Below are 24996 nucleotides of genomic sequence, written 5' to 3' on the forward strand. Positions count from 1 at the left end.
TAGAAAATGAGAAATATACTATATATCCTGCTGTTGTTATCTGCAACAGTAACATTAAAAGCCCAAAACACTAAAGTAACACTTTCCGGCCAGGTAACTGAAGGCAGCACTAAAGCGGCACTGCCTTTTGCAAACATTGTGTTGAAAACTCAAAAGGATAGTGCCTTTGTTACCGGTACAGTAACGAACAATGAAGGACGATTTACCCTGTCTGATGTGCCCAGCGGCAAGTATGTTCTTGTCATATCATCTATGGGCTATCAGATTAAAAAACAGCCGGTTCTGCTTGGAAGTTTAAACGCTTTTCTGGATGTTGGAACTATAGCATTGCAGGTGAGCAGCCGTGCGCTTACCGAGGTGGTCGTAACCGCCCAACAGGCAGATGGGTTAAACAGCAAGATGGATAAGAAAACTTATGCGGTAGCAGACAATATCAGCCAGGGTGGCGGTTCGGTGTTACAGGCCATGAAAAACCTGCCCGGAATTACGGCCACCCAGGACGGTAAACTTGAATTGCGTGGCAGCGATAAGGTTGCTGTACTTATTGATGGTAAACAAACGGCACTCACCGGGTTTGGCAGCCAGACGGGGCTGGATAATATCCCTGCATCGGCTATTGAACGCATTGAAATCATTAATAATCCGTCCGCCAGGTTTGATGCCAATGGTAATGCTGGCATCATCAACATTATCTACAAAAAGAATAAACAAGAGGGCTTTAACGGGAAGATAGGGTTTACAGGAGGCTTAGGCGCGCTTTGGGAAAAGCAGCAAAATTTGCCCGGTATTAGGCCACAATATCAGCGGACACCTAAACTCAATCCATCACTATCGCTCAATTACCGCAAAAATAAAGTAAATGCGTTTTTACAGAGCGATCTGCTCTACACCGAAACACTTAATCGAAACGAATTTGGCGAACGAATTTACGACAATGGTGATGTGATACGACAGCAGGTAAAAAGAAACCGCAACACCTCTTACGCCACCATAAAAACCGGTATCGACTGGAACATGGATGAACAGAATGTGTTTGCCTTTTCAGGCCTGTTTAACCGCGAAAAGATCATCGACCGGGGCGATATTCCCTATTTTAACACCGACCTTTCCAACCGCAGACGTTTGTGGCAGTTTTTAGAAGACGAGGTGAAATATACAGCTACCGCAACCGCATCCTATCAGCACAAATTCAAACAGCCGGGGCATGTGCTTAACGCCGGGTTTAACTACACCTTTCACCGTGAGGATGAAAAGTATTTTTTCAAAAATATTTTGCCATCCTTTACCGGCGAAGACTCCTTTAAACTACTATCAGATGAGCAGGTTTATGATCTTACGCTGGATTATATACGCCCCTTAAAGTACGGTCGCATAGAGGGGGGAATTAAGTTAAGAAAAAGAAATATACCGGCCAACATGCAGTTTTTCCCAGGCTTGAATTCCCCAATAGATTTTGACGCCGGGGGTTTGGCAGAATACAAAGAAACCATTCCTGCAGTATATGGAAATTACGTACTCGAAAGTGAAAAGTTTGAATTGGAAACAGGTCTTCGTGTAGAATATGTAAAAGTAGATTACGAGGTGAATCCTGATCATAATACCTATAAAAGCGATGGTTATAAGTATGCGCAGCCTTTTCCAAGCTTGAGATTGGGCTACAAGTTTAATAGCAACAGTAAACTATCCGCATTTTATAATCGCCGGGTTGATCGTCCTAATGAAGTTGACATCCGTATATTCCCTAAATATGATGAACCCGAAGTGTTAAAAGTGGGGAACCCTGCGCTACGCCCGCAATTCACCAGTTCTTTTGAACTGGGCTATAAAAAAGGATGGGACAAGGGTTACTTCTATTCGGCAGTTTACCACCGGATCGCTAATGCCACCATAACACGAATAGCTACACAGGTACCCGGCAGCTTGATCATTTATAATGTGTTCCAAAATGCCGGACGAAGCTACAATAGCGGCACCGAGCTGGTTTATCAACAAAGCTTGACTGAATGGTTCAGTTTTAACACAAATGTGAATATATACCGTAATACCATAAGTGCTTTTACGGTGGAGAATAAATACCCCGTACCGACGGTGTTTACAGCCACACAGCAAGAGCTTACATCAGGTAACATCAAGTTCAATGGTATGTTTAAGTTTCCTAAAAAGCTGGAGGCACAATTAACCGCCGTTTACCTCGCACCGGATATTATCCCACAAGGTAAAGTTGGGTCACGGTTTTCCATTGATCTTGGTCTGAAAAAGCAGATACAGAACGGCAGAGGTGAGCTGTTCTTTAATGGTAACGACCTGCTTAATACCTTAAATATCAAAAAAGAAGTAAATGGTAACGGCTTCAGGCTTATAACTACAGATTACTATGAAACGCAGGTTTTCAGGGTAGGTTACAGTTATAAATTTTAAGTGAATAGTATGTCCTCGTGTTTTTCTACTGATTAAGTGACCACAATAAACTATAAGTCTAAATCGGCTATTAAACGCAAATCAGACAGGAAATAGTTCGAGATTTGTAAAGTCGCCACCACTACATAAACCCTTCAGCTTCAATTCTGAGGGGTTTTTTGTTGAATGTAGGTTTTTAAACCTGTTGGCTTCATATAATTAGGTTGAGTAAATAAACCCCGCAGGCTTGCCAGGCAAGACGCTGCGGGGGTGGTAACCGCTACGTTACAGTTCTTTATCTCCAATCAGCTTGGCGTCGCGGGTATTCTTTTGTACAGCAATGGCCGAAAACATGCTCAGGCAAAATGCCATGGCATAAAAGCCCTTTTCGCTCCGGGCTATACCTGCATTCCAAAGACCGATGGTTAGCAAGATCATGGCAGCAATGGTAGCAAACCAGCTCAGTCCGTAGTAAAGATCGGTAACGGCTAATCCTTCGGCCCGGTCCCTCACACTTTTTTGTACGGAGATAACGGCAAATAAACCGAATAACAGGATGGTGAAATAGTAGCCTTTTTCGTTCAACTGCATACTTGCATTCCATAAGCCAATGCAATAGCCCACCGTTCCTGCTAATAAGGCAAACCAGGAGGCACCTATAAATGCGCCGGTAGGCTTAAATGGATTTCTGATGCTCTCGCCGTGTTTTACAATCGGTGAATTTTCGTCTGTTTTGTTTTGTAGCGGTTCCATGTTTGTTTTGTTTTGATGATTAATATGGAAGCAAATATGGGGGGTAAAGCATCTGCCAAAAAGTTATATTATCGAAAATACTGACGATATTATTAGCAGTGTTCTACCTTTACAAGTACTATATATCGTTATGGATTCACTATCAGAGTTGATTAATCTGCTTACAGTTCAGGACAAGAAGCTGTTTAAGCAGTTTTTGGAACGGAAAAACAAAAGAAGTGATGTTAAAAATTTGCAGTTACTTGATTTAATTGAAACTGACGATATCAGTGGCATAAATAAGCTCTATAACTCTGAAAAAAACAAGGATGCTTACCATGCCTTACGTAAAAGGCTGCAGGATAATTTACTACTGTTCTTGTCGCAGAAAACGTTTGAGAGCAATCATACGGATACCTATGATGCGCTGCGCCTTGTGGTGGTAGGGCGTTTTTTGCTGGAAAACTATGTGGTTAAGGTAGCGTTCAAATGTCTGGACAAGGCAGAGCGTTTAGCCGAATATTTAGAGCAATTTAATTTATTGAATGAGCTCTTGCTGCTAAAACTGCAATATGCTCATTTGTCCGGCGCAGAAGACCTCGATACTTTAACCACCCGCTTTGAGCGCAACCAGTTAAACATGCAGCGCGAGGCTAAACTCAATATTGCCTATGCCTTTTTGAGGCAGGAGTTGCAGGAAATACACCTGAAAGGTAAGGTTGTTAATTTGACTGCCTTGATGCTAACAACTATTCGGAAATACAAAATTTCCGTGCAGGATTTAATGACCTATAAAGCTATTTACCAAATTCTTTTTATTGCAAATGAATATGCAGCTATTCAGCAGAATTATGGCTTGATAGAGCGCTATGTTAACCGGACCAATCAGTTTATACAGCGCCAGGTTTATACTAAAGAGCCCTATCTTTTCTATCATATCTCCATCTTGTACTTTTTGGCAAACTTTCATCTGCGGCAAAAAGACTTCACGAAAAGCACATCTTATCTTAAGGAAATGATGGATTTAATATTGGTTGATAATCGTTATTATCCACTTTTCTATTTACGGCATCAGTTACTCTCTGCTTTAAACCTGTTCTTTACAGGCTTTGCGGAGGAGGCGATCGCGCTAATGCAGGAAGCACTCTCTGGTATAAAGCCAGCTTCCAAGGTAGAAGATATTGAGGATATACGAATTTGTTTGACCATGTTTTTAGCACTCTGTAACGACCGTGGAAGCTTGAAACAGCTGTCGCTACTTACGCAAACAGATGCATGGTATGAGAAAAAGATGGGCATGCTATGGACTATCCGGAAAAATTTGATGGAAATTATAGTTCAGGCACAGTTCTCCAACATTGAACTGGCCATGTCGAGGCTGACCAGCTTCCGTCGTAGGTATAAGAAGTATCTGCTCAAAACATCGGAGGAACGAGTGTTGATGTATTTGAAGCTGGTAGAAAAATATTTGATGAACCCAAATGTGACATCAGAGCCGGCGTATAGAAAGGCGGTTTTGAGCCTCGCAAGCACGAAGGAGAATAATGACATCTTTACCTTAAGTTTTATCGCTTGGCTTATAGCGCGCTGGGAGAAAAAAACGGCTTATGAAGTAGTTCTTACACTCATCTGAAATGAAATAATGTTAAGATAAATGTAGCTTGTCTCATTAAGAGTGGCTAGTTGAGGCAAAGGCCCGGCAGAATGCTGCCAGGTTGTAGTCTGCGTTCAAAAGTATAGGCGATACATGCCAAATCTCCCGAAGATACCTCACATACGATAGAAACTTTAATCTATGATCTTATACAATGTCCAGTAATCAGTTACATATATTTTATAGATGTATAGTCTTGGATTCTTGCGCTTTATTCCATCTAAGTAAAAGTCTGTAAGTTGCGTGTAACCCAATGTTGGGTTGTTTTCATTGGCAATTAACACATAGCCATTATACTTCTCAGGTGCTTCAATAGCGCTTAGGTAGCTCTCTTGGTATGGCATTGTTAGTTTCTGAATATTATTAACATAACAAGCAACGCTATAGGCCACTGCATCATCTACCAGAATGGGATCGTCGGTATCACGCATGCTGTTAATATAGTCGGCCAGTTCATGATTCTCTTCATCTACTTTATTGCTGGTACGATCTAACAGTATCTTAGAAAAATTGCTTTCTTCTTTAATATATGATTTACTTAAAAATACGAACCCGATATAGAGCTGAACTGCTACTACAATAACTAACCCAGCCTTGAGCATTCGCTGATTCTTGATAAAACGTACCCTGAATATGATGCATAGTAATGCTAAAATCAGGAAGAGCAAATAGTACTCATAAGTTAAATTTACACTATCGTATTTCACCTTTAAAAATTCAATTAACCCAAATGGCGTAAGAAGGGTTAAAATTTGGTAAGTGTTTTGTTTAAAAAGGTAAATAGCCAGCACTATCATCGGACAAAAAATGATAGCTTTTAAGGATACCAGTACCGATATTTCGGGTATATCAAATTTACTGGCTACCTGTGTTGCACTGTATTCAAACTTATCGGCTATGATATTCCAGGTTGCGTAAGGGCTTTCTAAAAAGTAATTTAAATCATCGGCGTGTGTAAGGTTTAACACCTTATAAATAGCTACAGAAGCTATTGGCAATATGAAGATGATACTGTAGATGGAAAACGTTTTGTTAACAAGCTTACGACGTAATGAAGGGTTATTGAAGCTCATGTGAAGCCGGAATACCGATTCTTTTTCACTCAGGTTTAAACTATGCAATGAAATGGATAGTACCAGAGGGATAAAAAACAGAGCCAACCAGATGCACTTATAATCAGAAAAAACAAGCAACACAAAACATATACTTGCCACCGAAATGTGGTACGTAGTATTAGAGTTGTAAAACCTGAGCATGTTTAAAAAGAACAGGAAAAAGAAGATAAGCACCATGTAAATGCCCTTGCCCGAGCAGGCGGTATAAATTAATCCCGGATGCAGCGCAAACAATATTACCAGTATGGAGAGGTAAAAATTATCCTTATTACGCTTAACCATAGAGGTAGCCATAATATAAAATAATACCGCTGTACCAACTCCAGAAGCTATTACCGGAGCCAATATGGCGTTGATAAAGCTAAATATGTAAGCGCCATAAAAAGGTAATAGGGGAGAGGTTAAACCCATTACCCTTAATTTATTACCTAAGCCGTAAGATATGATCTTTCCTTTTTCAATATAAAATAACGACTCGTGATTAGTGTAACCTAACTTATTCAGATATACACCAATAAATATATAGTAAACAGCCAGTATTAGCGTAATGAGAATGAGATAGAAATTTTTAGACCGTTTCATTATTTAGCCGCGTTGTTTTGATTGTTCACTTTACTTAAACCGTGATTGGTTTTTTCCCAGTAAAAAGGGTTCACAATAAGCTGGTACAAACCTTTGTAGGCAGATATGGAGTGCATTAACCAATATATGGGATTAGCAATAGCAAAAAGTATAAGTTCATAATAACGGCGTTTGAATACCGCCATCATGTTCACATAGATCATTAATATATTACCCACCATTAAGTTGAATATGGATATGAAGAGTACCCAATCTGGAAAAATGGTTCGTATAATACCCAGGTCAAATACCACGTATGCTATAAAAATAAGAATAAGAATAGGGTTAATAAGGAACATGATAGGCGTGGCTCCTACAAAGAAGGTAAAGCCTAAAAACCCCTTAAACCCAATTTTGCGAATAAGAGCAGCAGGATCGCGCATGTGTACCAGGTAAGTTTGCATATAACCTTTAATCCAGCGTGAACGCTGACGGATCCAGTTAAAGAAATCGTTATTGGCCTCTTCGTATGTAGTAGAATTAAGAACAGCGATCTTGTGGCCTTTCGCATACGCACGTACACCCAGATCGGCATCTTCGGTTACATTAAACGGGTCCCATGCACCTAATTCTATTAAGCTGGCCATTTTAAAGTGGTTACTGGTACCGCCCAATGGAATAGGGATATCCAGGGTATCCAGTCCGGGTAATACATAGTCAAACCAGTATGAGTACTCCAGGGTAAACATACGGGTCAGGAAATTTTCGTTACGGTTAAAGTAGTTTAAGGCGCATTGCACGCAAATATATTCTTCGGGTAGCTTGTTAAACATGGCTACCACTTTTTTCAGCTGATCGGTATCGGGGATATCTTCAGCATCGTAGATAGTTAAATAAGTACCCCTCGAAAAGTGAAGGCCGTAGTTACAAGCTTTAGGCTTGGTTTTAGGCATGTGGAAAGGAACTACAATAACCTCAAATATAGCCGGAAAATCAAGGTCGCGTACCGCATTCAGGGTTTTATCGTCATCTTCTTCAATCAGTAGCTTAATATCCAGCTGATCGCGTGGGTAATCTAAGCTTTGTAAGTTCCAAACCAGTTTCTTGATCAGCTTATCTTCTTTATACACCGGTAAGTGAATGGTGTACACCGGCAGTTCAGCATCAACAATGTTTTTGATTTCGCTTTTTGTTACGGCCTGGTATAGTTCAAATTTAGAACCTACCAGTGAAAGAAAAAGCTTAAAGGTAATGGTAAGTAAAAAAAAGGTACTTAAAAATATGTTTAAGATTATGGAGGTGATTTTGAAATTTAAAACCAAACCACAAGCCATCAAACCAATAAAGGTAAATATAACTACAAGCTGTTTGGATGTAAAAGTGGTTAAGGCCGAACTGTTTTTATCGCTGTTTAAAAGCTCAAACACGGCCGACTTAACATACTTCTGACCGAGCAGCTTATGACTTAACCAGGCAATATCCAGATCTGACGCTATTATAATAAGTGGCTCCAGGTTATAGGTAAGGCGCACAAAGTCAATAAACAACTGATCATCGGGGTCGGCCATTAGGGTTACTACCCGGTTGTTCTCAATGCGCAAAGGCAAAGCCATGTGATCATTGGCGAACTTTAATTCTACTTTTGCCAAAACTTCCTCATCGTAAGCTTCTTCGCGTATTTGCTCAAACACATAACCTGCATTTGTTAATGAACGTTCGTAGTTTTTACGTGAGATAAAGCCGAAGTTGAGGGCAATTTTAGCAGTTGATGAACCTATTTTTGCCGAATAGGCATCTATGTTATCACAATCTTCTTGTGTTAAAAATTCGTCTTTAACAAGTAATTGGAAAATAGTGGAATTGCGTGTACCGGAATATATTCCTTCAGGATCACTTTGAATCAAACCATCACCTTGGGTATTGCGCATAAGTATATAAAATACGATAAGTAATTATGAATAAACAATAGCAGAAAATAATGCTATTTCCTGCTATTGTTTTACGTTATGGAGGGCTGTAAGCTATTGTTCGCCCAGCATGTCTTGTGACCTTTGTACCTTTGAACGTACATACAAAAAGGCCAGTAAGATAAGTACCAGTATTCCTAACAATACATATAGGTTATAATTTTCCCAGAAACGGGCTAACCCACTTTTTGCATCGGTGTACCGTACGTTATCTGTTGTTTTATCAATGTTGAACAGGTATTTATTATCATTTAAATCAGATACGCTTACGTTACTGTTTAAAGTTGATAACTGTTCGGTAATAGCTTTTGATGCCGATAGGAATGCTTCGGCCAATTGCTGACCTGTAGCAGTTATAACTAATATGGCGTTGTTGCTGCCCCTACCATAAAATATCTGGGCTAAACCGTTCGATACCGAGTCGGACAGGGCATAAACCAGCTTGTTGTCCTCGTTACTGTATAAACGGAAAGCACGGTCAAAACGGATAGGCGCATCAGGAAATTTTTCCATCAGCGGATCGTCTTTAGACAATAAGGCTACTACGTTGTATTTTTTCAGGTCACCATCGGTTATCTCGTCCGAATAAGCGAACTCAGGGAAATTATTACTGTTTAAGTTATTATTTAATTCGTAAACTACTTCGCCAACTGCGCCTGCTGCGTATTTAGCAAAGCTTTTGCTTACTACAATACGGGTGCTACCCTCGTTAAATGCTTCAGGATATTGGTAGAAACTCAGCGTATTGTTCACAAACGGGTTTCTCGATTCCAGGTAAGATTTATCAACATCCATTTCACCAAAGAAATTGAGGAAGCTATTTTGACAATTACCATTTGCAGGATAGAACCTGAACTCGGCAGTTAAAGAGTTGTATTTACGGTGTTGGTAACGGTTAACTACAACCGAGGTGTTTAATTTGCCCGATTCATTTAACTTTTCGCTGCTGATGAGCATACCGTTAAGGTATATGTTAAAGAAACCACGATCGTTAGCACTCATACCGCTGTAAGTACCTACAAAATGCATTTCCACTTCTTTAGGTGTAAAGCTAAAATCGCTGTTTTTAAAGTTGTAAACACTCCTTAACGAACCAATGCCCGACATGAAGTTAGATACGCCACCTACATCGCGGAAGGTTAATTTGGTGCGTTGCTGGTTCAGGTTTTTAGCGCGGTCGTTATCGGCGGTGTTAATTACCAGGTAATTACCAAACGCCGAGTTTAATACGTTGTAATTACCCATAGCGGTAATCGCTTTTTCGTAACCGGCATCATCAGGGCCTGTTATAAATAAAATCTCATTGTTTGAAAAAGCCTGACGGGCCGCAGATATAGAGTTAACTGTACGGAAACGTGCAGCAGCCGAATCGGCCGGGCCTTTGTACAAATAGATTAAACCCTGGCCGCCTTGAGGTGTTACTGAAATCAAGCTGCGTTTATCAGCAGGTAACTGATCGAGATTACCAACCATAACATAGTTTCTGATACTATCAGGTACCTTGTCGGCTGGGTAAACACGCAGGTCGCTTACGGCTAATGATCTTTTTATTTTATTATATGCCCAAGCTACGGCCTTTAAATCGTGCAGGCCGGGGTTAGTTGGATATACTATAGCTGTTTTACTTTCAAAAGAATTGCTGATGTTAACACGGTTAGAAACATCTTTAGCACTTTTAACCAATTGCAGGTAAGAGTTGCTCTTTACCTTAATCCACATAGCAGGATTATCCAAATCCTTACACTTGTTATCGGTTATGGTGAGCAAAGTTTTAACCTGCACCTTTAAAAATTGCCTGTTATCGGTTAAATAACTGCTGTTTAAAGGTATAACCAGCCGCTGTACCGAGTCTTGGGTCATGCGTCCGCTAAATACAGGCTTATCGGCAATTATTATATTAATATACGATAGGTTTTTTATGAGTGCCTGTGAGGGCTCAAAGTAAAGTACTAATTTACTTTGGTTCATATCAATAAGCGGGTCCATCCTAAAATAAAAGGAGCTTACGCCGCTCATACCATAAATCACTTCGTCATCGTGGCCGTAGGTTTTAAAGGAAATGTTGGTTTGAGCCAACGTGACCTTTGCAAACAAGGTTGTTGCTAAAACTAAGAGGGTCAAAAATTTATTCATATCAAGTTGCAGGTTATATTTTTAATTTATGGCGTAAAATTCTACTTTAAAATAGTTTCCGTTATCATCGCTGCGGTAATTGAGTTCACCGCCCATTTCTATGGTCATTAGTTTAGCAATTGATAGGCCCAGGCCTAATCGGCTTTCGGCAGCCGAGCCCGAGGCATCGTTCAATGTTTTAAGGCGGTTAAACATCAGGTCTAACTCTTGCTGGCCTATGGCAATTCCTTCATCAATTATCTCAAAAACAAATTTTTGCTTTTGCAGGCTGGTAACCACACGTATGTTATTATTGGTTTGCGAAAACTTTATAGCGTTCGATAAAAGGTTTTGAAAAACCTGGCTGGTAAATACCTTATCGAGCCTTACATTAAGCGGCAGTTTTAAAATATTATTAATCAGATGCACATTTTTCATATTGGCCGTATCAACCAAACCCTTAAATACCTGCTGCACTACCTCATTGGCATCAAAGTTTTCCATGTTAAATTTGATCTCGGTCGATTCGATCTCTTTTACATCCATTAGGGTCTTTAACAGATATTGCATCTTATCGGCCGATTCGCTGATGTAATGTGCAAACTCTTTTTGATCGTCGCTCAGGCGGTAATCTTCTTCACGGATCATATTGTTACTCATTACAATGGAGCCAATGAGGTTTTTAAGATCGTGACCGGCAATATTAATAAAGCTGTTCTTTTGCTCGTCTAACCTGCGCAGTTTATCGTATTGTAAGTCAATTATGCTATTCTTTTCTAAAATATCGCGGTTCTGCGCTTTCAGTTGCTCGTTTGATTGTTCGATGAGTAATTGTGAAGCAACCTCCCGTTGTATCACTTTATAACGTGCCGTTGGTATAAGGCACGATAGTAAAGCTATAATAAAGAAGTACTGTCCGCCGTTACTAATAAACATATCCAAACTGTACTCGCAAAATATGTTGTAAAATATGGCCAGCAGCACAATGGCCACTAATGATTGGATAAGCGAGTTTACCGGCTCCCAAAATACCTGTAGGTTAAAAAACAGGATGATTACCGAGTACATAAGGAAATATATGGTAAGATGGCTAATGTCAACTATACTACATAAAAAGGCCATTAATGCCGATAACAAAAAAAAGGTAATGTGCAACAACAATCGGTAGTCGAGCTTGTTGCTCTGAAAGAAGTTGTAAACACCGTAAATAATCATTACGGTAACAATACGCGCAACTAAAATTGTTAGCCAGAAATTAGGAGTGTAAACAAAGTCAATAATGCCTAATAAAGGATATAAAAAAATAGTAGTCCAGATAATGTTATTGGTAAGGAACCAGGCCTTTTTCCGGGTTTCTTTAATGTACTCTTCTTTATTAATTTGGGCAACCATCGATGGGTATAAATATTTAGCAATAGTTTAAAATTATTCGAATAATATTAAGCTTGTTAAAACTATTAAAAATTTTGATGTTAAATATAGAAAATTATAAATTTAGTAATACTGCACCCATAATTTTCAAACATTTACCAAAATTACTTGTATTAGTTTGCTTAATTGTTGCAAAAAGCACACCAACATTGGGGCAAGACCGTGCCACGGCATTTAAACGCGCCACCAGTTTAAATAACGGGGTAAGCATATCATGGCTGGAACAAACCTGGAACCCTAAAGCCATTACCAGTAACAGGATAAAAGCTGCAGATTTTAAGTTGCTTAAAGTATTAGGATTTAAAAGTGTAAGGCTACCGGTTGCTTTTGAGCACTTTGCCAAAACAAAAATACCTATTGCTACAGTATTAAACCGTATTGATGAGGTATGGAAAAACTGCAATAATAATGGCTTAAAACTGGTGATAGATTACCACTACGGCAGCCTGAATGATACCAATTACACAGCAGAAACGCAGGTAATCATTAAAACGTGGGTTATGCTCACTAAGCATTACCTTAAAGTACCTGCCGATAAACTATTTTTTGAACTGTATAATGAGCCGCCACCCATGAACCCCCAGTTATGGAAAGACGCCGCTTACAATATTATAAACGCTATACGTAAGATAGATCAGAAGCGTACACTGCTGGTAGGGGCATCTAATTATAACAGTATTTACGAGTTGAGCCGCCTGGTACGCCTGCCCGATGAAAACCTGATTTACACTTTTCATTTTTATGAACCTTTTTTCTTTACGCATCAGGGAGCAGCCTGGGTTGGCAATCAAGTGGCAACAACCGGGGTTCCTTTTCCCTATAACGTAGAAAATTTTCCAGTACTTAACCCAAAAGCAAAAGCAACCTGGGGCGAAACTAACTATTACCAATATAAAACGGATGGCAACGAACAATCAGTAAAAGATAAATTACAAATAGTTAAAAACTGGTCGGTCAGGTATTACGTTCCTGTAATATGCAGCGAGTACGGTGTGTATAACCAATATGCCGATTTGGATAGCCGATGCCTATATATTAAAGCAGTACGCACTAACTTAAAGCAAATGCAAATACCGGGTATGTTGTGGGATTACGATGGTAATTTTTCTATATTTAAAGGTAAGCCAAGCCTGATAACCTTACCCGATTGTATGAAAGAGGCCATAGGCTACGCGCCTAAAAAGTAACGATAAAATAATATATACAACAATTTTTATGAGTATATTTGCAAACTAACTACGATTATGAAATTTTTTGAAGAAAAGCGCCGCGAAGTGATGAAGCATATTGAAAAATACATGCTCGAAAAGATGCATGAATTTTTAAAGCCCATCGATGAGATCTGGCAGCCGTCAGACCTTTTGCCCGATTCTACCCGTGATACTTTTTTTACGGAAATTAAAGAATTGCAGGAAAGCGCTGCAGGTTTATCATATGATTTAGTTGCCGTTTTAATTGGAGATACCATTACCGAAGAAGCCCTGCCAACTTACGAATCGTGGTTAAGCATGGTAGAGGGTGTTGATAAAGATCAGCATAATGGTTGGATGACCTGGACCCGTCACTGGACGGCTGAAGAAAACCGCCACGGCGATCTGCTGAACAAATACCTTTACCTATCGGGCCGTGTAAATATGCGCGCCATGGAAGTATCAACGCAATATTTGATTGCCGATGGTTTCGATATAGGTACCGGTACGGATCCTTACCGTAATTTTATATATACCTCGTTTCAGGAAATGGCTACCAATGTATCGCACCGCCGGGTGGCTTCATTAGCTAAAAGGGATGGTGATACGTTATTGTCAAAAATGTGCGGCGTTATAGCGGCCGATGAAGCCCGTCATGCTAAAGCATACAAGCACTTCATTAGCAAGATTTTTGAGGTTGACGCTAACGAAGCAATGCTGGCCTTTGAAGATATGATGCGTAAAAAGATAGTTATGCCGGCCCACTTCCTGCGCGAAGTTGGTTTAAAAATAGGCCAAACCTTTGGTCACTTTACCGATGCAGCAGAACGTTTGAACGTGTACACCGCGGTTGATTATGTGGATATCCTGAAAACCTTAATTGACGACTGGCAAATAGAAAGCATGACCGAACTGAACGAAGCTGGTGAGAAAGCGCGTGATTATATTGTAAGGTTGCCAGACCGTTTATTACGTGTAGCCGAACGTATGAAAAACCCGATGCTTGAATACAAGTTTAGCTGGATATACGGATAAGAGCGAGCCCCTCCCAAACCCTCCCCGGGAGGGAGGGCTTTAAAATATAGAAGGTGACCCACACAATGGATCACCTTTTTTTATTGCCCGTAATTGGCGGCTATGCTGTTCAAAAGCCCTCCCTCCCGGGGAGGGTTGGGAGGGGCTTCTTTTTACTCCTTTGCTGTATGAATAACATTATTACGCCCCGGATAATCCATAAACAAATTGTTAATTATGTTTTCTAATGTAAGTACGTTAACGTCATCCGTGTAATGTTCCGATTTGGTTACGTGGAGTTCCGTATCGGTTACTACATCAATTTGAAATAAGAAATCTTCATACAAGTCTGGCTGTGTAATCTGCACGCCACCCGGGGTTTGGGTAAACACAAAATCAATATCGGCCTGGCGCTGTTCTTTAAACAGTGGACTTAGTTTTTCTTCTAAAAAGTTCTTCAGTTCATTAGCATTAACCGGCACTTTAGTTTGAATGATTTTCATGAAATATGATTTGATGATGGTATAAGATGTTACAAGTAATTTGGTCGTATTGTTTGATCATGCGGGGTACTATTAAAAATCAGCAGCATTTAGGTTAAACAGTTATTCTTGTACATTTGTTAAAGAGCAAAATACTATACCTATGAACTACAAATTATTAGGCCGCTCCGGCCTTAAAGTATCGCAATTATGTTTGGGCACCATGGGTTTTGGTACCGAAGGCGGCTGGGGTGCCGATAAGGAAACCAGCTTTGAGATCCTGGACGCCTATGCCGATGCCGGAGGTAATTTTTTAGATACGGCCAACGTGTATAAACTGGGCACCGGCGAAAAGATTATTGGTGAATATCTTACTAACCACGATCGCGACCAGTTTGTAATAGCTACTAAATACACATTGAAAGATAACAACACTAATGCTAATGCATCGGGCAATAACCGTAAAAACATGATGCGCAGCGTAGAGCAAAGCCTCCAGCGTTTACAAACCGATTTTATTGACGTATTATACCTCCACATCTGGGACCATATTACACCTATAGATGAGGTAATGCGGGGGCTGGATGATTTAATACGCCAGGGTAAGGTAAATTATGCCGCCATTAGCGATACCCCCGCCTGGGTAGTAGCTAAAGGAAATACCCTGGCCGAACTGATGGGATGGAGCCAGCTGATAGCCCTGCAGGTAGAATACAGCCTCATACAGCGTACCCCTGAGCGCGAACTTATACCCATGGCTAAACACTTTGGCATGACGGTTACCCCCTGGGCCCCATTAGGTGGAGGCGCTTTAACCGGTAAATACCTGCGTGGCGAAAGCGGCCGTGTAAAAGCCGAAAGTAACCGCCGCGATGCGAACAGCGAACGCATAACTCGCCAGGTTATGGCCATTGCCGATGAAATTGGTGCCACTCCCGCCCATGTGGCCCTGGCCTGGACAACCCAGCAAGGTTTTTCGTGCATACCGGTTGTAGGTGCTACCAATGTAGAGCAGCTAAAAGATAATTTAAAAGCCGCCGATTTAATATTGAGTAGCGAACACATCACAAAACTTAATGATGTCAGCAAAATAACCTTAGGTTTTCCAGGCGATTTCTTTAATGAAGACAACGTAAAGGTAAACTCCTTTGGTGGGTTTTATGATAAGGTGGAGAAGCGATAGTATGTATTTTTTGCTGAAAGTTTTAAAAACTATGTCAAGTTAAGGGCACGGTAGTTGAAAATGAGCAATCTCAACAAACCTTCAGATGTTTACGCTTCGAAAAACACACTTAGAAATTGTGTATGTTTGAATGGATTACAATCAACTTATTATTTTAAACATATTTTCGCCCACCCTCGGTTTTGGCCGGGCGTGAACTATTTAGCGACCGCTACTATTAACTATTTTTTAGCAGCAATCCAGGCATTAATTTTAGCGTCCAGTACACTTAGCGGCATCGAACCATCTTTTAATACCTCATCATGAAATTCAGCTAAATTAAATTTGCTGCCTAATTCCTTTTCGGCTTTGGTGCGCAGTTCGCGTATTTTAAGGGCGCCAATTTTATAACCTAATGCCTGACCGGCAATGGCCATGTAGCGTTCAATTTCGGCAGTGGCACCTTGCTCGCTAATGGCTTCATTATCCATTATGTACTTAATGGCCTGCTCACGGGTCATGCCTTTGGTATGGATGGCCACATCTACTACCAAACGGATGGCGCGGTGCATCTCATCACCTAAGGCACCCATGTGCTGGTAAGGGTCGGCGTACAAGCCCAGTTCCTTGCCTAAAGATTCGCAGTACAAAGCCCAGCCTTCTACATAAGCATTATCATACGTAAAGCGGCGGAATTTAGGAAGCGATGTGTTTTCCTGCGTTAATGAAATTTGGTAATGATGGCCCGGAATAGCTTCATGCAAGAACAGCGATTCCATACCTGATGTGGTGTTAAAAGTGCCTGCATCTAAAATGGGTACATAAAACACACCCGGACGACTGCCATCGGCACTGCCCTGGTTATATTCGGCACTGGCCGATGCCGCACGAAAAGCTTCGGTTTGGCGAATTTCGAGAGGTGTTTTAGGCGTACGATTGAACATCTTTTTCAAGTTAGGTTCCATACGCTTATGAATGTTTTCAAAAGCATCTAAAACCTCTTTAGGCGTTTTGTAAGGCATAAATTTCTTATCGGTCTTCATGTATTCAAAAAAGGCTTTCAGGTCGCCCTTAAATTCTACCTTATTTTTAATGCTATCCATTTGGCTGCGAATGCGTGCTACTTCGGTTAAACCTAACTGGTAAATTTCTTCAGGCTTTTTATCGGTAGTAGTATTTTGCTTAACCAGGTAAGCATACATAGCCGTACCGTTAGGTAATGATGAATAGCCCGATGTGCTGCGGGTATGTGGCAGGTAATTGTTTTTAAGATAGCTACCTAATTGTTTATAAGTAGGAACAACTACAGTCAAGATAGCATTTTTTATAAGCCTCGGTCAGCGTTTGCTTATCAGCTGCCGAAAAGCCTTTAGGCATATTCTTCACCGGTTTGTAAAACAGGCTTTTAGTGGCATCGCTAACCACCATGCTTTCCATTTGCGGTATCATTTTTATAACCAGTGCATGCGGCATTACAATACCTGCCTTCACACCTTTTTGAAAATTAGCTACGGCAGTATCGGCCCATATTTGAAAAGCCGATAAGCGTTTAAGCCAGTTATTATAATCTTTAACAGTCTTAAAAGGCTGTGCGGATGCACCCGAACCAAACTGCCCCACAGTAAGCGGCAAAGAGAACATCTGGTTAAAAGGCATTTGCTCAAACGGGTAATTATAACTATCCAGTTGTACTCGCATTTGGTAATCTAACACATCGTATGATAGTTTGTCCTGCTCGCTCAAATCATCGCGCTTAAAGCTGTGTAACCGGTTAATATAGATCTTGTAGAAGTTTTGCGCCTGCTTCATAAACTCAGCCGATCCATCGTTGGGCAGCTTATCGTTGTAGCGGTTATCGCCTATGGCGGTAGCTTCAAAAGGATAAAGCACCAGCCGGTCTTCATAATAACTCTCTAGCAGTTTGCCAAAATTGGGGTTCGATTCCTTTGCTTGTTTGCAGGCAGCCATCAAAAGAACTCCGCAAACCATTAAACCAAATCTTTTCATCATCATGCAGTTAAAAGTAAGCATATTTGAGGACGGGTTGCAATAAATTAGATCTGCAGAAAGTGTTCGGGGTGAAGTATTATGTTTCTTTTCAAAAAACTTCATTTTTCTTTATTTGAGTCAAGTTTTTGCAGCTTCGTGAAGCACGGTTTATAAATACTTTGGTGAAAGCTGCTTCTACTCTTTAAACGTAATTTTAACCTTAACCGTTTCGGGCTGCCCGTTTACATTGGGCACCCATTTGGGACCATTTTTAATAATGTTTATGGCTTCTTCATCCATATCGGTTTTCAGGCTTTTTAATACTTTGAAATTATTTAAACTGCCATCGGGGTTAACCACAAAGCTTACCCTTACCAACCCCTTTTCACCGGTAGAATCCGCTTTCATATTCAGGTACTTTTGAAACGCTGCCCAACCATTTTGGGGATGAGCTTCCTTGATTTGCTTTATAGCTTTAGCCTTGCTTACTATCACCACTTCAGATAAAGATTGATTGTTATTTTCTAAAGCTACCTTCAAACTATCATTACCTTTTACTTTTAATCGCTTGCCCAAATAGCCAATGTATTGAATATCCAATTCGTCTTTATCGGTAGCCGCTATATTAAACTTTCCATTAGCATCGGTTTGTGTACCACGGTATTTACCGGCAATCATTATGCTTACACCCGGCAGTGGTTTGCCATCGCTTTGAGACAACACCTGCCCGGTTACTGTTTTTAAAGGTGTTTTACTTTCACTGGTAACACTTACTCCTGCTAACCTGCCTTGTAAAGCCTGATCTATCGAAGCGGGTTTAACACTGGTAACACTACCGGTAATATCCTTTTTTAACTGCGTACCATAACCCACTACAACCACCTCATTTAACTTATTACCGGCCATCAGGTTAGAATCAATAATTTTATTACCGGTTTTCCCTTTTTTAGTGGTGACCACAATTACGCCATTGGCACCTCTCGAGCCGTATATAGCTGCAGCCGACGCATCTTTAATTACAGATAAGTTTTCAATATCCGCAGCTTTAAGATCTTTAAGTTCTCCGTTAAATATTTTACCGTCTACAACGTACAACGGCTTACTGTCGGCGGTAATGGACCTCGCTCCGCGAATACGGATCTGCTTTTCCGCTTTACCAAAAGTATTGGCAAGTGCTAAGCTATCGTTAACCCTACCTGGTTGAACTAACGGTAACGCGGGAGCATTGGCTACCGGCTCGTTATTGTTAAACGCGGGGGCAACAGATCGATCTTCACTTAACGCCTGGGTTTTTGCCCTATTTAAGTTTGCCCAATCCGCACTTGGCTTTGACTTGGCTACTGGCGTACCGCTTTGCCTAACCGTAACATCATTAATTTGCGGCTGTAATTTATTAGTATCAGTAACCAAAGGACGTACAACCACTTCAGTTTTATCGGCAGGCATACCATCGGGTTTATTGGCTGGGGCTCGGTAGTTGAGCAGCCACCAGCCCCCTACGCTTAAAAATAGTACTACCGATGCTGCAATGCCCATTACAGGCCACAAAGTCAACCGCTTTTTAGCCGGAGTAACGCGTTGCTGTAAGCGGTTTTGCAGTTCGTTTAAATGAGGTTGCTGATTTCTACCTGCCTGCCCGTAACCTTCCAGGGCATCCATCAAAAACGGATCATCAAGCGCCTGCCGTTCCAACTCGTGCATAGCATGAGCATCAAGCTCTCCGTTAAGATACTTCCTGATCTGCAATATGTCGTTTTTGTTAGTGCTCACGGTTATTATCCAGGCAAATTTTTAAATTACGTTTTCCGTTTTGTATATAGCTTTTTACTTCTTTCAGGGTATAGCCCGTTAGTTCGGCCACCTCATTATAACACTTCTCTTTAATATAAAACAAGTCGATGCTCCGCTGCTGCTCGGCCGATAGCTTTTGCATGCATTTTTCCAGTTGCTGCAAACTGGCCTCGCTACTGTTATCTTCAGGATGCAAAACCAACGGCAATTCCATAATGTTATCTATACTTAACGTTTCCATCTTTTTATTAGCACGCAGCTGCATCAAACAAAAATTACGGCTCAGCACATAAAGCCAGCTCCTGAACTGCTTCACCTCATGCCGGGTAGCCTTTACAATCAGTTCTTCAAAAATCTGCATTACGGCATCTTTGCTCTGCTCTTCGTCCTGCAAATATTTTAAACAAACCCCGTACACCAGCGGCATATATTTTTGATAAAGTTCACCCAGCACAGCCAGATTGCCGCTTGCGCGGTAGCTTTGCAGCAAGGCATCATCGCCCGCCTCATCCGGCTTATCTTTTTTGCTGAACCAAGTCATGTAAGGCCTGTAAAATAATTTTTTTATCTGGCTTATGGAAATTCATCTCCGGCTGCATCCTTAGTACAAATCAAAATAAAAAACCATGAAAAAGGTCATCTTATTACTATTGATGCTCACCTGCCTTACTACGGTTAAGGCACAAAGCAGCCGCACCATTACAGGAAACGTTTACGATGCAGACAGTAAGCAGCCCTTGCCGGGTGTTACCATACAGGTAGAAGGCGCTAATACAGGTACTCAAACCAACCTCATAGGTGCATTCAGTATAGTTGTGCCTAACGAATATCAAACTTTGTTAGTTACATATATTGGCTTTGAAACGCAAAAAATAAAGCTTAAAAAGGAAAGCAAGCTCAACGTCTACTTAAAAGCATCTGCAAGGTTGTTAAATGAGGTTGTGGTATTGGGCTACGAAACAGAACATAAAAAGGATATTACCGGCAGCATAGCTAAGGTAAACGCTTCTCAGTTTGACCAGGCCCAACAGGGCCGCGTTGCAGGCATGTCAGTAGCCTCTCCAAGAATGATGATCAGGGGTATTGCTTCACCTATACCTCAACAGGAAGAAAGTTATAAGGGCATTACCGAGAATGGCTTTCATAACCCCAAAGACAATCCGCTGTCTACCTTCTCTATAGATGTGGATGCCGCCTCTTACAGTAATGTAAGGCGTTTTATAAACAACGGACAACTACCACCCAAGGATGCCGTGCGAATTGAAGAAATGATTAATTACTTTAATTATAACCTGCCTGCTCCAACCAACAACGAGCCGGTGGCTATTCATACCGAGCTATCTACCGCACCCTGGAACCCGCAGCACCGCTTACTGCGCATTGGCCTAAAAGCACGTGTGGTACAAACCGATAAATTGCCTGCCTCAAACCTTGTTTTTTTAATTGATGTATCAGGCTCTATGTCGGATGCTAACAAATTGCCTTTGGTACGGTCGTCGCTTAAAATGCTGGTTGATCAATTGCGCCCGCAAGATAAGGTGGCTATTGTGGTATATGCCGGTGCAGCAGGTTTGGTACTGCCGTCTACCGCCGGTAGCGAAAAAACGACCATTAAAGATGCCATTGACCGCCTGGATGCCGGAGGTTCTACCGCTGGTGGCGAGGGTATAAGGCTGGCTTACAAAACCGCCAAACAAAATTTCTTAAAAAGCGGCAATAACCGGGTGATACTGGCTACCGACGGCGATTTTAACGTAGGTGCATCTTCAGACAGTGACATGGAACACCTTATTGCGCAGGAACGTAAAAGCGGTGTGTTTTTATCGGTGCTGGGTTATGGTATGGGTAATTACAAGGATAGTAAAATGGAAACCCTGGCCGATAAGGGTAACGGCAATTATGCCTACATTGATAACATTACCGAAGCACGCAAAACCTTGGTCAGCGAATTTGGCGGCACCTTGTTTACTGTGGCTAAAGATGTGAAATTGCAACTGGAATTTAATCCGGCCAAGGTATCAGCATACCGCTTAATTGGTTACGAAAACCGCATGCTCAACAAAGAAGATTTTAATAACGACCTGAAAGATGCCGGCGATATGGGTGCAGGTCATAATGTAACGGCTTTATATGAGATTATACCTGCCGGGGTGAAAGACAAGTTTACCAACAGCGTTGATCCGCTGAAATATCAAAAGAACGAGAAAGCGACTACGAGTTCTACTTCGGCAGATATGCTAACGATTAAGTTTCGCTACAAAGAACCTAACGGATCGGTAAGTAAAATGGCCCAGGCCACGGTGAACGATAAGCCTGCTGATTTTAAAAGCACCTCGATAGATTTCCGTTTCGCGGCCGCGGTTGCCGAATTTGGGATGCTGCTGCGCGATTCGGAATTTAAACAAAACGCCAAATATGAAGAGGCCATTAACATAGCCCGCGCCGCCAAAGGTACCGATCATGAAGGCTACCGCGCCGAATTTGTAAGGCTTGCCGAAAGCGCCAAACTACTTAGTAAAAGTGCGCTGGCTGCTGTGGAGGAGTAAAAACCGACAAGCTTAATTTTAAAAAACATGCCGTTGCGAGCGATAGCGTGGCAATCGAACGCGTTTTTAAATATGCATGCGTGTGGTTGCCACGTTGCTATCGCTCCTTGCAATGAATTTCAGCGTTTTTAACGGCTTATAAAACTTATCATTATCGCTGTATTTGAAATTTATGTAATCTATTGTCAGGAGCTTGTCTAAGAACCTCAAAGTGAATAAGTCTCCGACAAGCTAACTAACATGCTCAATTCAAAGAAAATCATGTTATCACTATTAATAACGTGCCGTTTTTAATAGCCAATAATATTTCTCGTTATCACCCTAAATCACAATCAATTTTAAAGCATTCAGCCTCTTTAATCTGCGTTAAATCCATTAGCCAGCGTATTTCCTAAAGCTTCATACTTGGCTTTTACCGCAGCGTTATACTGGTATAAAAAGTGCGAAAATATGAGTTCACCAGTGGCAGGCAATTCGGCTACAATTATTTTATAAAGATACTGCGTTTGGCCTTTCCAGGCTTTTACACAAATACTGAAATTATAACCGTTAATGCCTTTGCCCACAAACGTGGTTTTAACCTTGCCCAGTTCTTTGTCTTTACCGGCTTTAATAATCTTGATATAATCGTCGACCGCTTTTTCAACGGACATTACATCAGCTGCTTTAAGCTGACGCTTAGTGCCTAAAGGGAAGGGAACCACCTGCCCGGCAAAGATTTTAAACTGTGCTTGCTGATCTGGACTCACATAGGTTACGGTATCAATGTAGGTATCGGTTTTTTTGCGTACTTCGCCTATTACCTCTTCTTTAGGCCAAATTTCCTTAAAGTATTTAGGGTAATAATAACTGTAACTATACGATACACTCCGACTATCGGCATATAAAGCCGTATCCAATTTAATGGTATTGCCTTCAAAAAGGCAGGGTACTTTACGGCTCAGTATTTTTTGGAGCTGTGCCTGCTGCGATTGACCGAGTACACCCACCGTGCAGCAGCTTATAATTATAAATGTTATTATCCCTTTCATGTTGAAATTACAATTGGCTTCTATAATAAAAAGCCCTTTGGTTTTCACCAAAGGGCTTTGTGCTTACAAAAGTAATAAATTATCAGATCAATAATCTTACCGGTTCTTCCAGTAATGATTTAACCGTGTTCAGGAACGCAGCTGCCGAAGCGCCATCAACCGTCCGGTGATCGGCACTCAAGGTAACTTTCATTATGCTACCTGGTACTACTGCACCGTTTTTAACAACCGGAATTTGCTGAATGCCGCTAACGGCTAATATACAAGAATCGGGTGTGTTAATAATGGCGGTAAACTCGTCAACACCAAACATACCTAAGTTAGATATAGTAAAGGTTGAACCTTCCCAATCGCTCGGTTGCAATTTTTTATCTTTTGCTTTTTTAGCAAAGTCTTTAACCTCGGCACTAATGCGGCTTAGCGATTTACCATCGGCAAAACGTACAACCGGTACCAGTAAACCTTCATCAACCGCTACGGCAATACCAATGTTTACGTGCTCGTTAAAGCGGATTTTATCGCCTAACCATGAAGAGTTAATAACCGGGTGTTGTTTTAAAGCAACCGCACAAGCTTTAACCACTAAATCGTTAAATGATATTTTAACCGGAGATACCTCGTTCATTTTACCACGAGCCACAGTTGCAGCTTCCATATCAATAGACATGGTTACATAGAAATGGGGCGCAGTGAACAAACTTTCAGATAAACGCTTGGCAATAACCTTGCGCATTTGAGTAACCGGTTTCTCGGTATATTTTTCTTCGCCTACAAAAGGAGCTAAAGTAATGGTAGGGCCAGCTTTAGCAGCACCTTCCTTAGCATTTGCACTGGCAGCTTGTTCGGCCTGTACTTCTGGTAAAGAGGCTGATACCCCTGTATCGGCAGATGATGATTTAGCAGACGGTGTGAAGCCTTCTACATCTTTTTTTACAATGCGGCCGCCTTCGGCGCTGCCTTTTACATCGTTTAAGTTGATGCCTTTATCCTTAGCTATTTTACGTGCTAACGGCGATGCTTTCACACGGCTATCGTCTTGAGACGAAGATGCAGTTTCTGCAGCAGGAGCAGCTTCTTCAGCAGCAGCTTCCGGCTTTACTTCGCTCTTAGCAACAGGAGCAGCACTTCCACCTTTTAACAAAGGCGTAATATCAGTTCCTTCTTTACCTACTATGGCAATAATATCATTTACTTGTGCAGCTTTACCTTCTTCAACACCAATATAAAGCAGGGTACCTTCCTCGTAACCCACTACTTCCATAGTTGCCTTATCGGTATCTACATCGGCTAGTGAATCATCAGCCTTAACAGTATCACCAACTTTAAAGTTCCATTTGTTGATGATGCCTTCGGTCATGGTATCGCTCAAAAGCGGCATGCGAATAACGGCAGCAGGTATGCTCGACAAATCAACGGCAGGCTCGGCAGCGGCAGGCGCTTTCTCCTCTTTTGGAGCAGCAGGTGGTGCTTTATCTTCAGTTGGTTTTTCTTCTTTAGGAGCAGGTGCAGCATCGCCGCCCTCTAATAGTGCTTTGTAATCTTCACCTTCATTACCAATAACGGCAATAACGGCATCAACGGCAGCAGCTTTACCTTCTTCAATACCTACGTAAAGTAAGGTACCGTCCTGGTACGATTCAAAATCCATAGTGGCTTTGTCGGTTTCAACCTCGGCCAGTAAATCGCCGGATTTTACCTTGTCGCCAACTTTTTTATGCCACTTAGCGATGACCCCTTCGGTCATGGTATCGCTCATTTTGGGCATTTTAACTACTTCGGCCATATATAGTATTAATGAATAGTATAGGGTTAATATCTTTTA

Annotated in this window: 18 protein-coding genes; 6 read left to right on the forward strand and 12 right to left on the reverse strand. The window is 41.2% G+C overall.

Annotation, left to right across the window (positions count from 1 at the left end; genetic code table 11):
- The first annotated feature begins 6 nt into the window (after window positions 1-6).
- A complete protein-coding gene (locus ACFQ3S_RS10205; protein ID WP_377163973.1) occupies window positions 7-2418 on the forward strand; it encodes a TonB-dependent receptor domain-containing protein in 2412 nt (803 codons plus the stop codon).
- Window positions 2419-2682: 264 nt separating this feature from the next.
- On the opposite strand, the gene yiaA is transcribed toward ACFQ3S_RS10205, so the two are convergent.
- Entirely contained in the window at window positions 2683-3150 is a 468-nt protein-coding gene (gene yiaA / locus ACFQ3S_RS10210) for an inner membrane protein YiaA (protein WP_377163975.1), read from the reverse strand.
- 130 nt (window positions 3151-3280) lie between these two features.
- Here yiaA and ACFQ3S_RS10215 point away from each other — a divergent pair, with 130 nt between their 5' ends.
- Window positions 3281-4762, forward strand: a complete 1482-nt coding sequence (locus ACFQ3S_RS10215) for a hypothetical protein (protein ID WP_377163977.1) — start codon at window positions 3281-3283, stop codon at window positions 4760-4762.
- 155 nt (window positions 4763-4917) lie between these two features.
- On the opposite strand, the gene ACFQ3S_RS10220 is transcribed toward ACFQ3S_RS10215, so the two are convergent.
- From ACFQ3S_RS10220 to ACFQ3S_RS10235, 4 genes are all read right to left on the reverse strand, one after another.
- Window positions 4918-6480: a hypothetical protein gene (locus tag ACFQ3S_RS10220; RefSeq protein WP_377163979.1), complete on the reverse strand. Its 1563-nt coding sequence runs from the start codon at window positions 6478-6480 to the stop codon at window positions 4918-4920.
- The gene (locus ACFQ3S_RS10225; protein ID WP_377163981.1) at window positions 6480-8387 is read right to left on the reverse strand and encodes a glycosyltransferase; all 1908 of its coding nucleotides are present in this window, start codon (window positions 8385-8387) and stop codon (window positions 6480-6482) included. The genes ACFQ3S_RS10220 and ACFQ3S_RS10225 overlap by 1 nt, the downstream gene beginning before the upstream one ends.
- Before the next feature lie 93 nt (window positions 8388-8480).
- Complete coding sequence (locus ACFQ3S_RS10230; protein WP_377163983.1) at window positions 8481-10559, reverse strand: cellulose biosynthesis cyclic di-GMP-binding regulatory protein BcsB; 2079 nt, start codon at window positions 10557-10559, stop codon at window positions 8481-8483.
- Window positions 10560-10580: 21 nt separating this feature from the next.
- Entirely contained in the window at window positions 10581-11930 is a 1350-nt protein-coding gene (locus tag ACFQ3S_RS10235) for a sensor histidine kinase (protein ID WP_377163985.1), read from the reverse strand.
- 188 nt (window positions 11931-12118) lie between these two features.
- Between ACFQ3S_RS10235 and ACFQ3S_RS10240 the strand changes: the two genes are divergently transcribed.
- On the forward strand, window positions 12119-13156 hold the full coding sequence (locus tag ACFQ3S_RS10240) for a glycoside hydrolase family 5 protein (protein ID WP_377163987.1): 1038 nt from the start codon (window positions 12119-12121) through the stop codon (window positions 13154-13156).
- A 57-nt stretch (window positions 13157-13213) separates the two neighbouring features.
- Window positions 13214-14194: an acyl-ACP desaturase gene (locus tag ACFQ3S_RS10245; protein ID WP_377163989.1), complete on the forward strand. Its 981-nt coding sequence runs from the start codon at window positions 13214-13216 to the stop codon at window positions 14192-14194.
- A gap of 152 nt (window positions 14195-14346) precedes the next feature.
- On the opposite strand, the gene ACFQ3S_RS10250 is transcribed toward ACFQ3S_RS10245, so the two are convergent.
- A complete protein-coding gene (locus tag ACFQ3S_RS10250) occupies window positions 14347-14676 on the reverse strand; it encodes a hypothetical protein (RefSeq protein WP_377163991.1) in 330 nt (109 codons plus the stop codon).
- 142 nt (window positions 14677-14818) lie between these two features.
- Here ACFQ3S_RS10250 and ACFQ3S_RS10255 point away from each other — a divergent pair, with 142 nt between their 5' ends.
- Window positions 14819-15838 (forward strand): aldo/keto reductase, encoded by a 1020-nt coding sequence (locus ACFQ3S_RS10255; RefSeq protein WP_377163993.1) that lies wholly within the window; start codon window positions 14819-14821, stop codon window positions 15836-15838.
- A gap of 221 nt (window positions 15839-16059) precedes the next feature.
- On the opposite strand, the gene ACFQ3S_RS10260 is transcribed toward ACFQ3S_RS10255, so the two are convergent.
- The 4 genes from ACFQ3S_RS10260 to ACFQ3S_RS10275 all read right to left on the reverse strand — a co-directional run bounded on the left by ACFQ3S_RS10260 (window position 16060) and on the right by ACFQ3S_RS10275 (window position 20138).
- On the reverse strand, window positions 16060-17130 hold the full coding sequence (locus tag ACFQ3S_RS10260; RefSeq protein WP_377163995.1) for a DUF885 domain-containing protein: 1071 nt from the start codon (window positions 17128-17130) through the stop codon (window positions 16060-16062).
- The gene (locus ACFQ3S_RS10265) at window positions 17105-17830 is read right to left on the reverse strand and encodes a DUF885 family protein (RefSeq protein WP_377163997.1); all 726 of its coding nucleotides are present in this window, start codon (window positions 17828-17830) and stop codon (window positions 17105-17107) included. The genes ACFQ3S_RS10260 and ACFQ3S_RS10265 overlap by 26 nt, the downstream gene beginning before the upstream one ends.
- 171 nt (window positions 17831-18001) lie before the next feature.
- The gene (locus ACFQ3S_RS10270; RefSeq protein ID WP_377163999.1) at window positions 18002-19576 is read right to left on the reverse strand and encodes a TonB family protein; all 1575 of its coding nucleotides are present in this window, start codon (window positions 19574-19576) and stop codon (window positions 18002-18004) included.
- Window positions 19566-20138, reverse strand: coding sequence for an RNA polymerase sigma factor (locus tag ACFQ3S_RS10275; protein WP_377164001.1), 573 nt, complete (start codon window positions 20136-20138; stop codon window positions 19566-19568). Before ACFQ3S_RS10275 ends, ACFQ3S_RS10270 begins: the two co-directional genes overlap by 11 nt.
- An 85-nt stretch (window positions 20139-20223) precedes the next feature.
- On the opposite strand from ACFQ3S_RS10275, the gene ACFQ3S_RS10280 reads away from it, so the two are divergent.
- The gene (locus tag ACFQ3S_RS10280; RefSeq protein WP_377164003.1) at window positions 20224-22143 is read left to right on the forward strand and encodes a vWA domain-containing protein; all 1920 of its coding nucleotides are present in this window, start codon (window positions 20224-20226) and stop codon (window positions 22141-22143) included.
- 356 nt (window positions 22144-22499) lie between these two features.
- Here the strand turns inward: ACFQ3S_RS10280 and ACFQ3S_RS10285 are convergent, their stop codons facing one another.
- Complete coding sequence (locus tag ACFQ3S_RS10285; RefSeq protein ID WP_377164005.1) at window positions 22500-23174, reverse strand: hypothetical protein; 675 nt, start codon at window positions 23172-23174, stop codon at window positions 22500-22502.
- An 82-nt stretch (window positions 23175-23256) separates the two neighbouring features.
- Window positions 23257-24957 carry a 2-oxo acid dehydrogenase subunit E2 gene (locus ACFQ3S_RS10290; protein ID WP_377164007.1) on the reverse strand — a complete coding sequence of 567 codons (1701 nt, stop codon included), beginning with the start codon at window positions 24955-24957 and terminating at the stop codon, window positions 23257-23259.
- Window positions 24958-24996 lie beyond the last annotated feature (39 nt).

The sequence above is a fragment of the Mucilaginibacter terrae genome (assembly GCF_042679325.1).
GTDB lineage: Bacteria > Bacteroidota > Bacteroidia > Sphingobacteriales > Sphingobacteriaceae > Mucilaginibacter > Mucilaginibacter terrae.

Coding starts and splice junctions, on each gene's coding strand:
- yiaA (WP_377163975.1), bottom strand. CDS start 3,150: ATGGAACCGCTACAAAACAAAACAGACGAAAATTCACCGATTGTAAAA.
- ACFQ3S_RS10255 (WP_377163993.1), top strand. CDS start 14,819: ATGAACTACAAATTATTAGGCCGCTCCGGCCTTAAAGTATCGCAATTA.
- ACFQ3S_RS10250 (WP_377163991.1), bottom strand. CDS start 14,676: ATGAAAATCATTCAAACTAAAGTGCCGGTTAATGCTAATGAACTGAAG.
- ACFQ3S_RS10215 (WP_377163977.1), top strand. CDS start 3,281: ATGGATTCACTATCAGAGTTGATTAATCTGCTTACAGTTCAGGACAAG.
- ACFQ3S_RS10290 (WP_377164007.1), bottom strand. CDS start 24,957: ATGGCCGAAGTAGTTAAAATGCCCAAAATGAGCGATACCATGACCGAA.
- ACFQ3S_RS10275 (WP_377164001.1), bottom strand. CDS start 20,138: ATGACTTGGTTCAGCAAAAAAGATAAGCCGGATGAGGCGGGCGATGAT.
- ACFQ3S_RS10280 (WP_377164003.1), top strand. CDS start 20,224: ATGAAAAAGGTCATCTTATTACTATTGATGCTCACCTGCCTTACTACG.
- ACFQ3S_RS10230 (WP_377163983.1), bottom strand. CDS start 10,559: ATGAATAAATTTTTGACCCTCTTAGTTTTAGCAACAACCTTGTTTGCA.
- ACFQ3S_RS10265 (WP_377163997.1), bottom strand. CDS start 17,830: ATGATGATGAAAAGATTTGGTTTAATGGTTTGCGGAGTTCTTTTGATG.
- ACFQ3S_RS10245 (WP_377163989.1), top strand. CDS start 13,214: ATGAAATTTTTTGAAGAAAAGCGCCGCGAAGTGATGAAGCATATTGAA.
- ACFQ3S_RS10285 (WP_377164005.1), bottom strand. CDS start 23,174: ATGAAAGGGATAATAACATTTATAATTATAAGCTGCTGCACGGTGGGT.
- ACFQ3S_RS10220 (WP_377163979.1), bottom strand. CDS start 6,480: ATGAAACGGTCTAAAAATTTCTATCTCATTCTCATTACGCTAATACTG.
- ACFQ3S_RS10205 (WP_377163973.1), top strand. CDS start 7: ATGAGAAATATACTATATATCCTGCTGTTGTTATCTGCAACAGTAACA.
- ACFQ3S_RS10235 (WP_377163985.1), bottom strand. CDS start 11,930: ATGGTTGCCCAAATTAATAAAGAAGAGTACATTAAAGAAACCCGGAAA.
- ACFQ3S_RS10225 (WP_377163981.1), bottom strand. CDS start 8,387: ATGCGCAATACCCAAGGTGATGGTTTGATTCAAAGTGATCCTGAAGGA.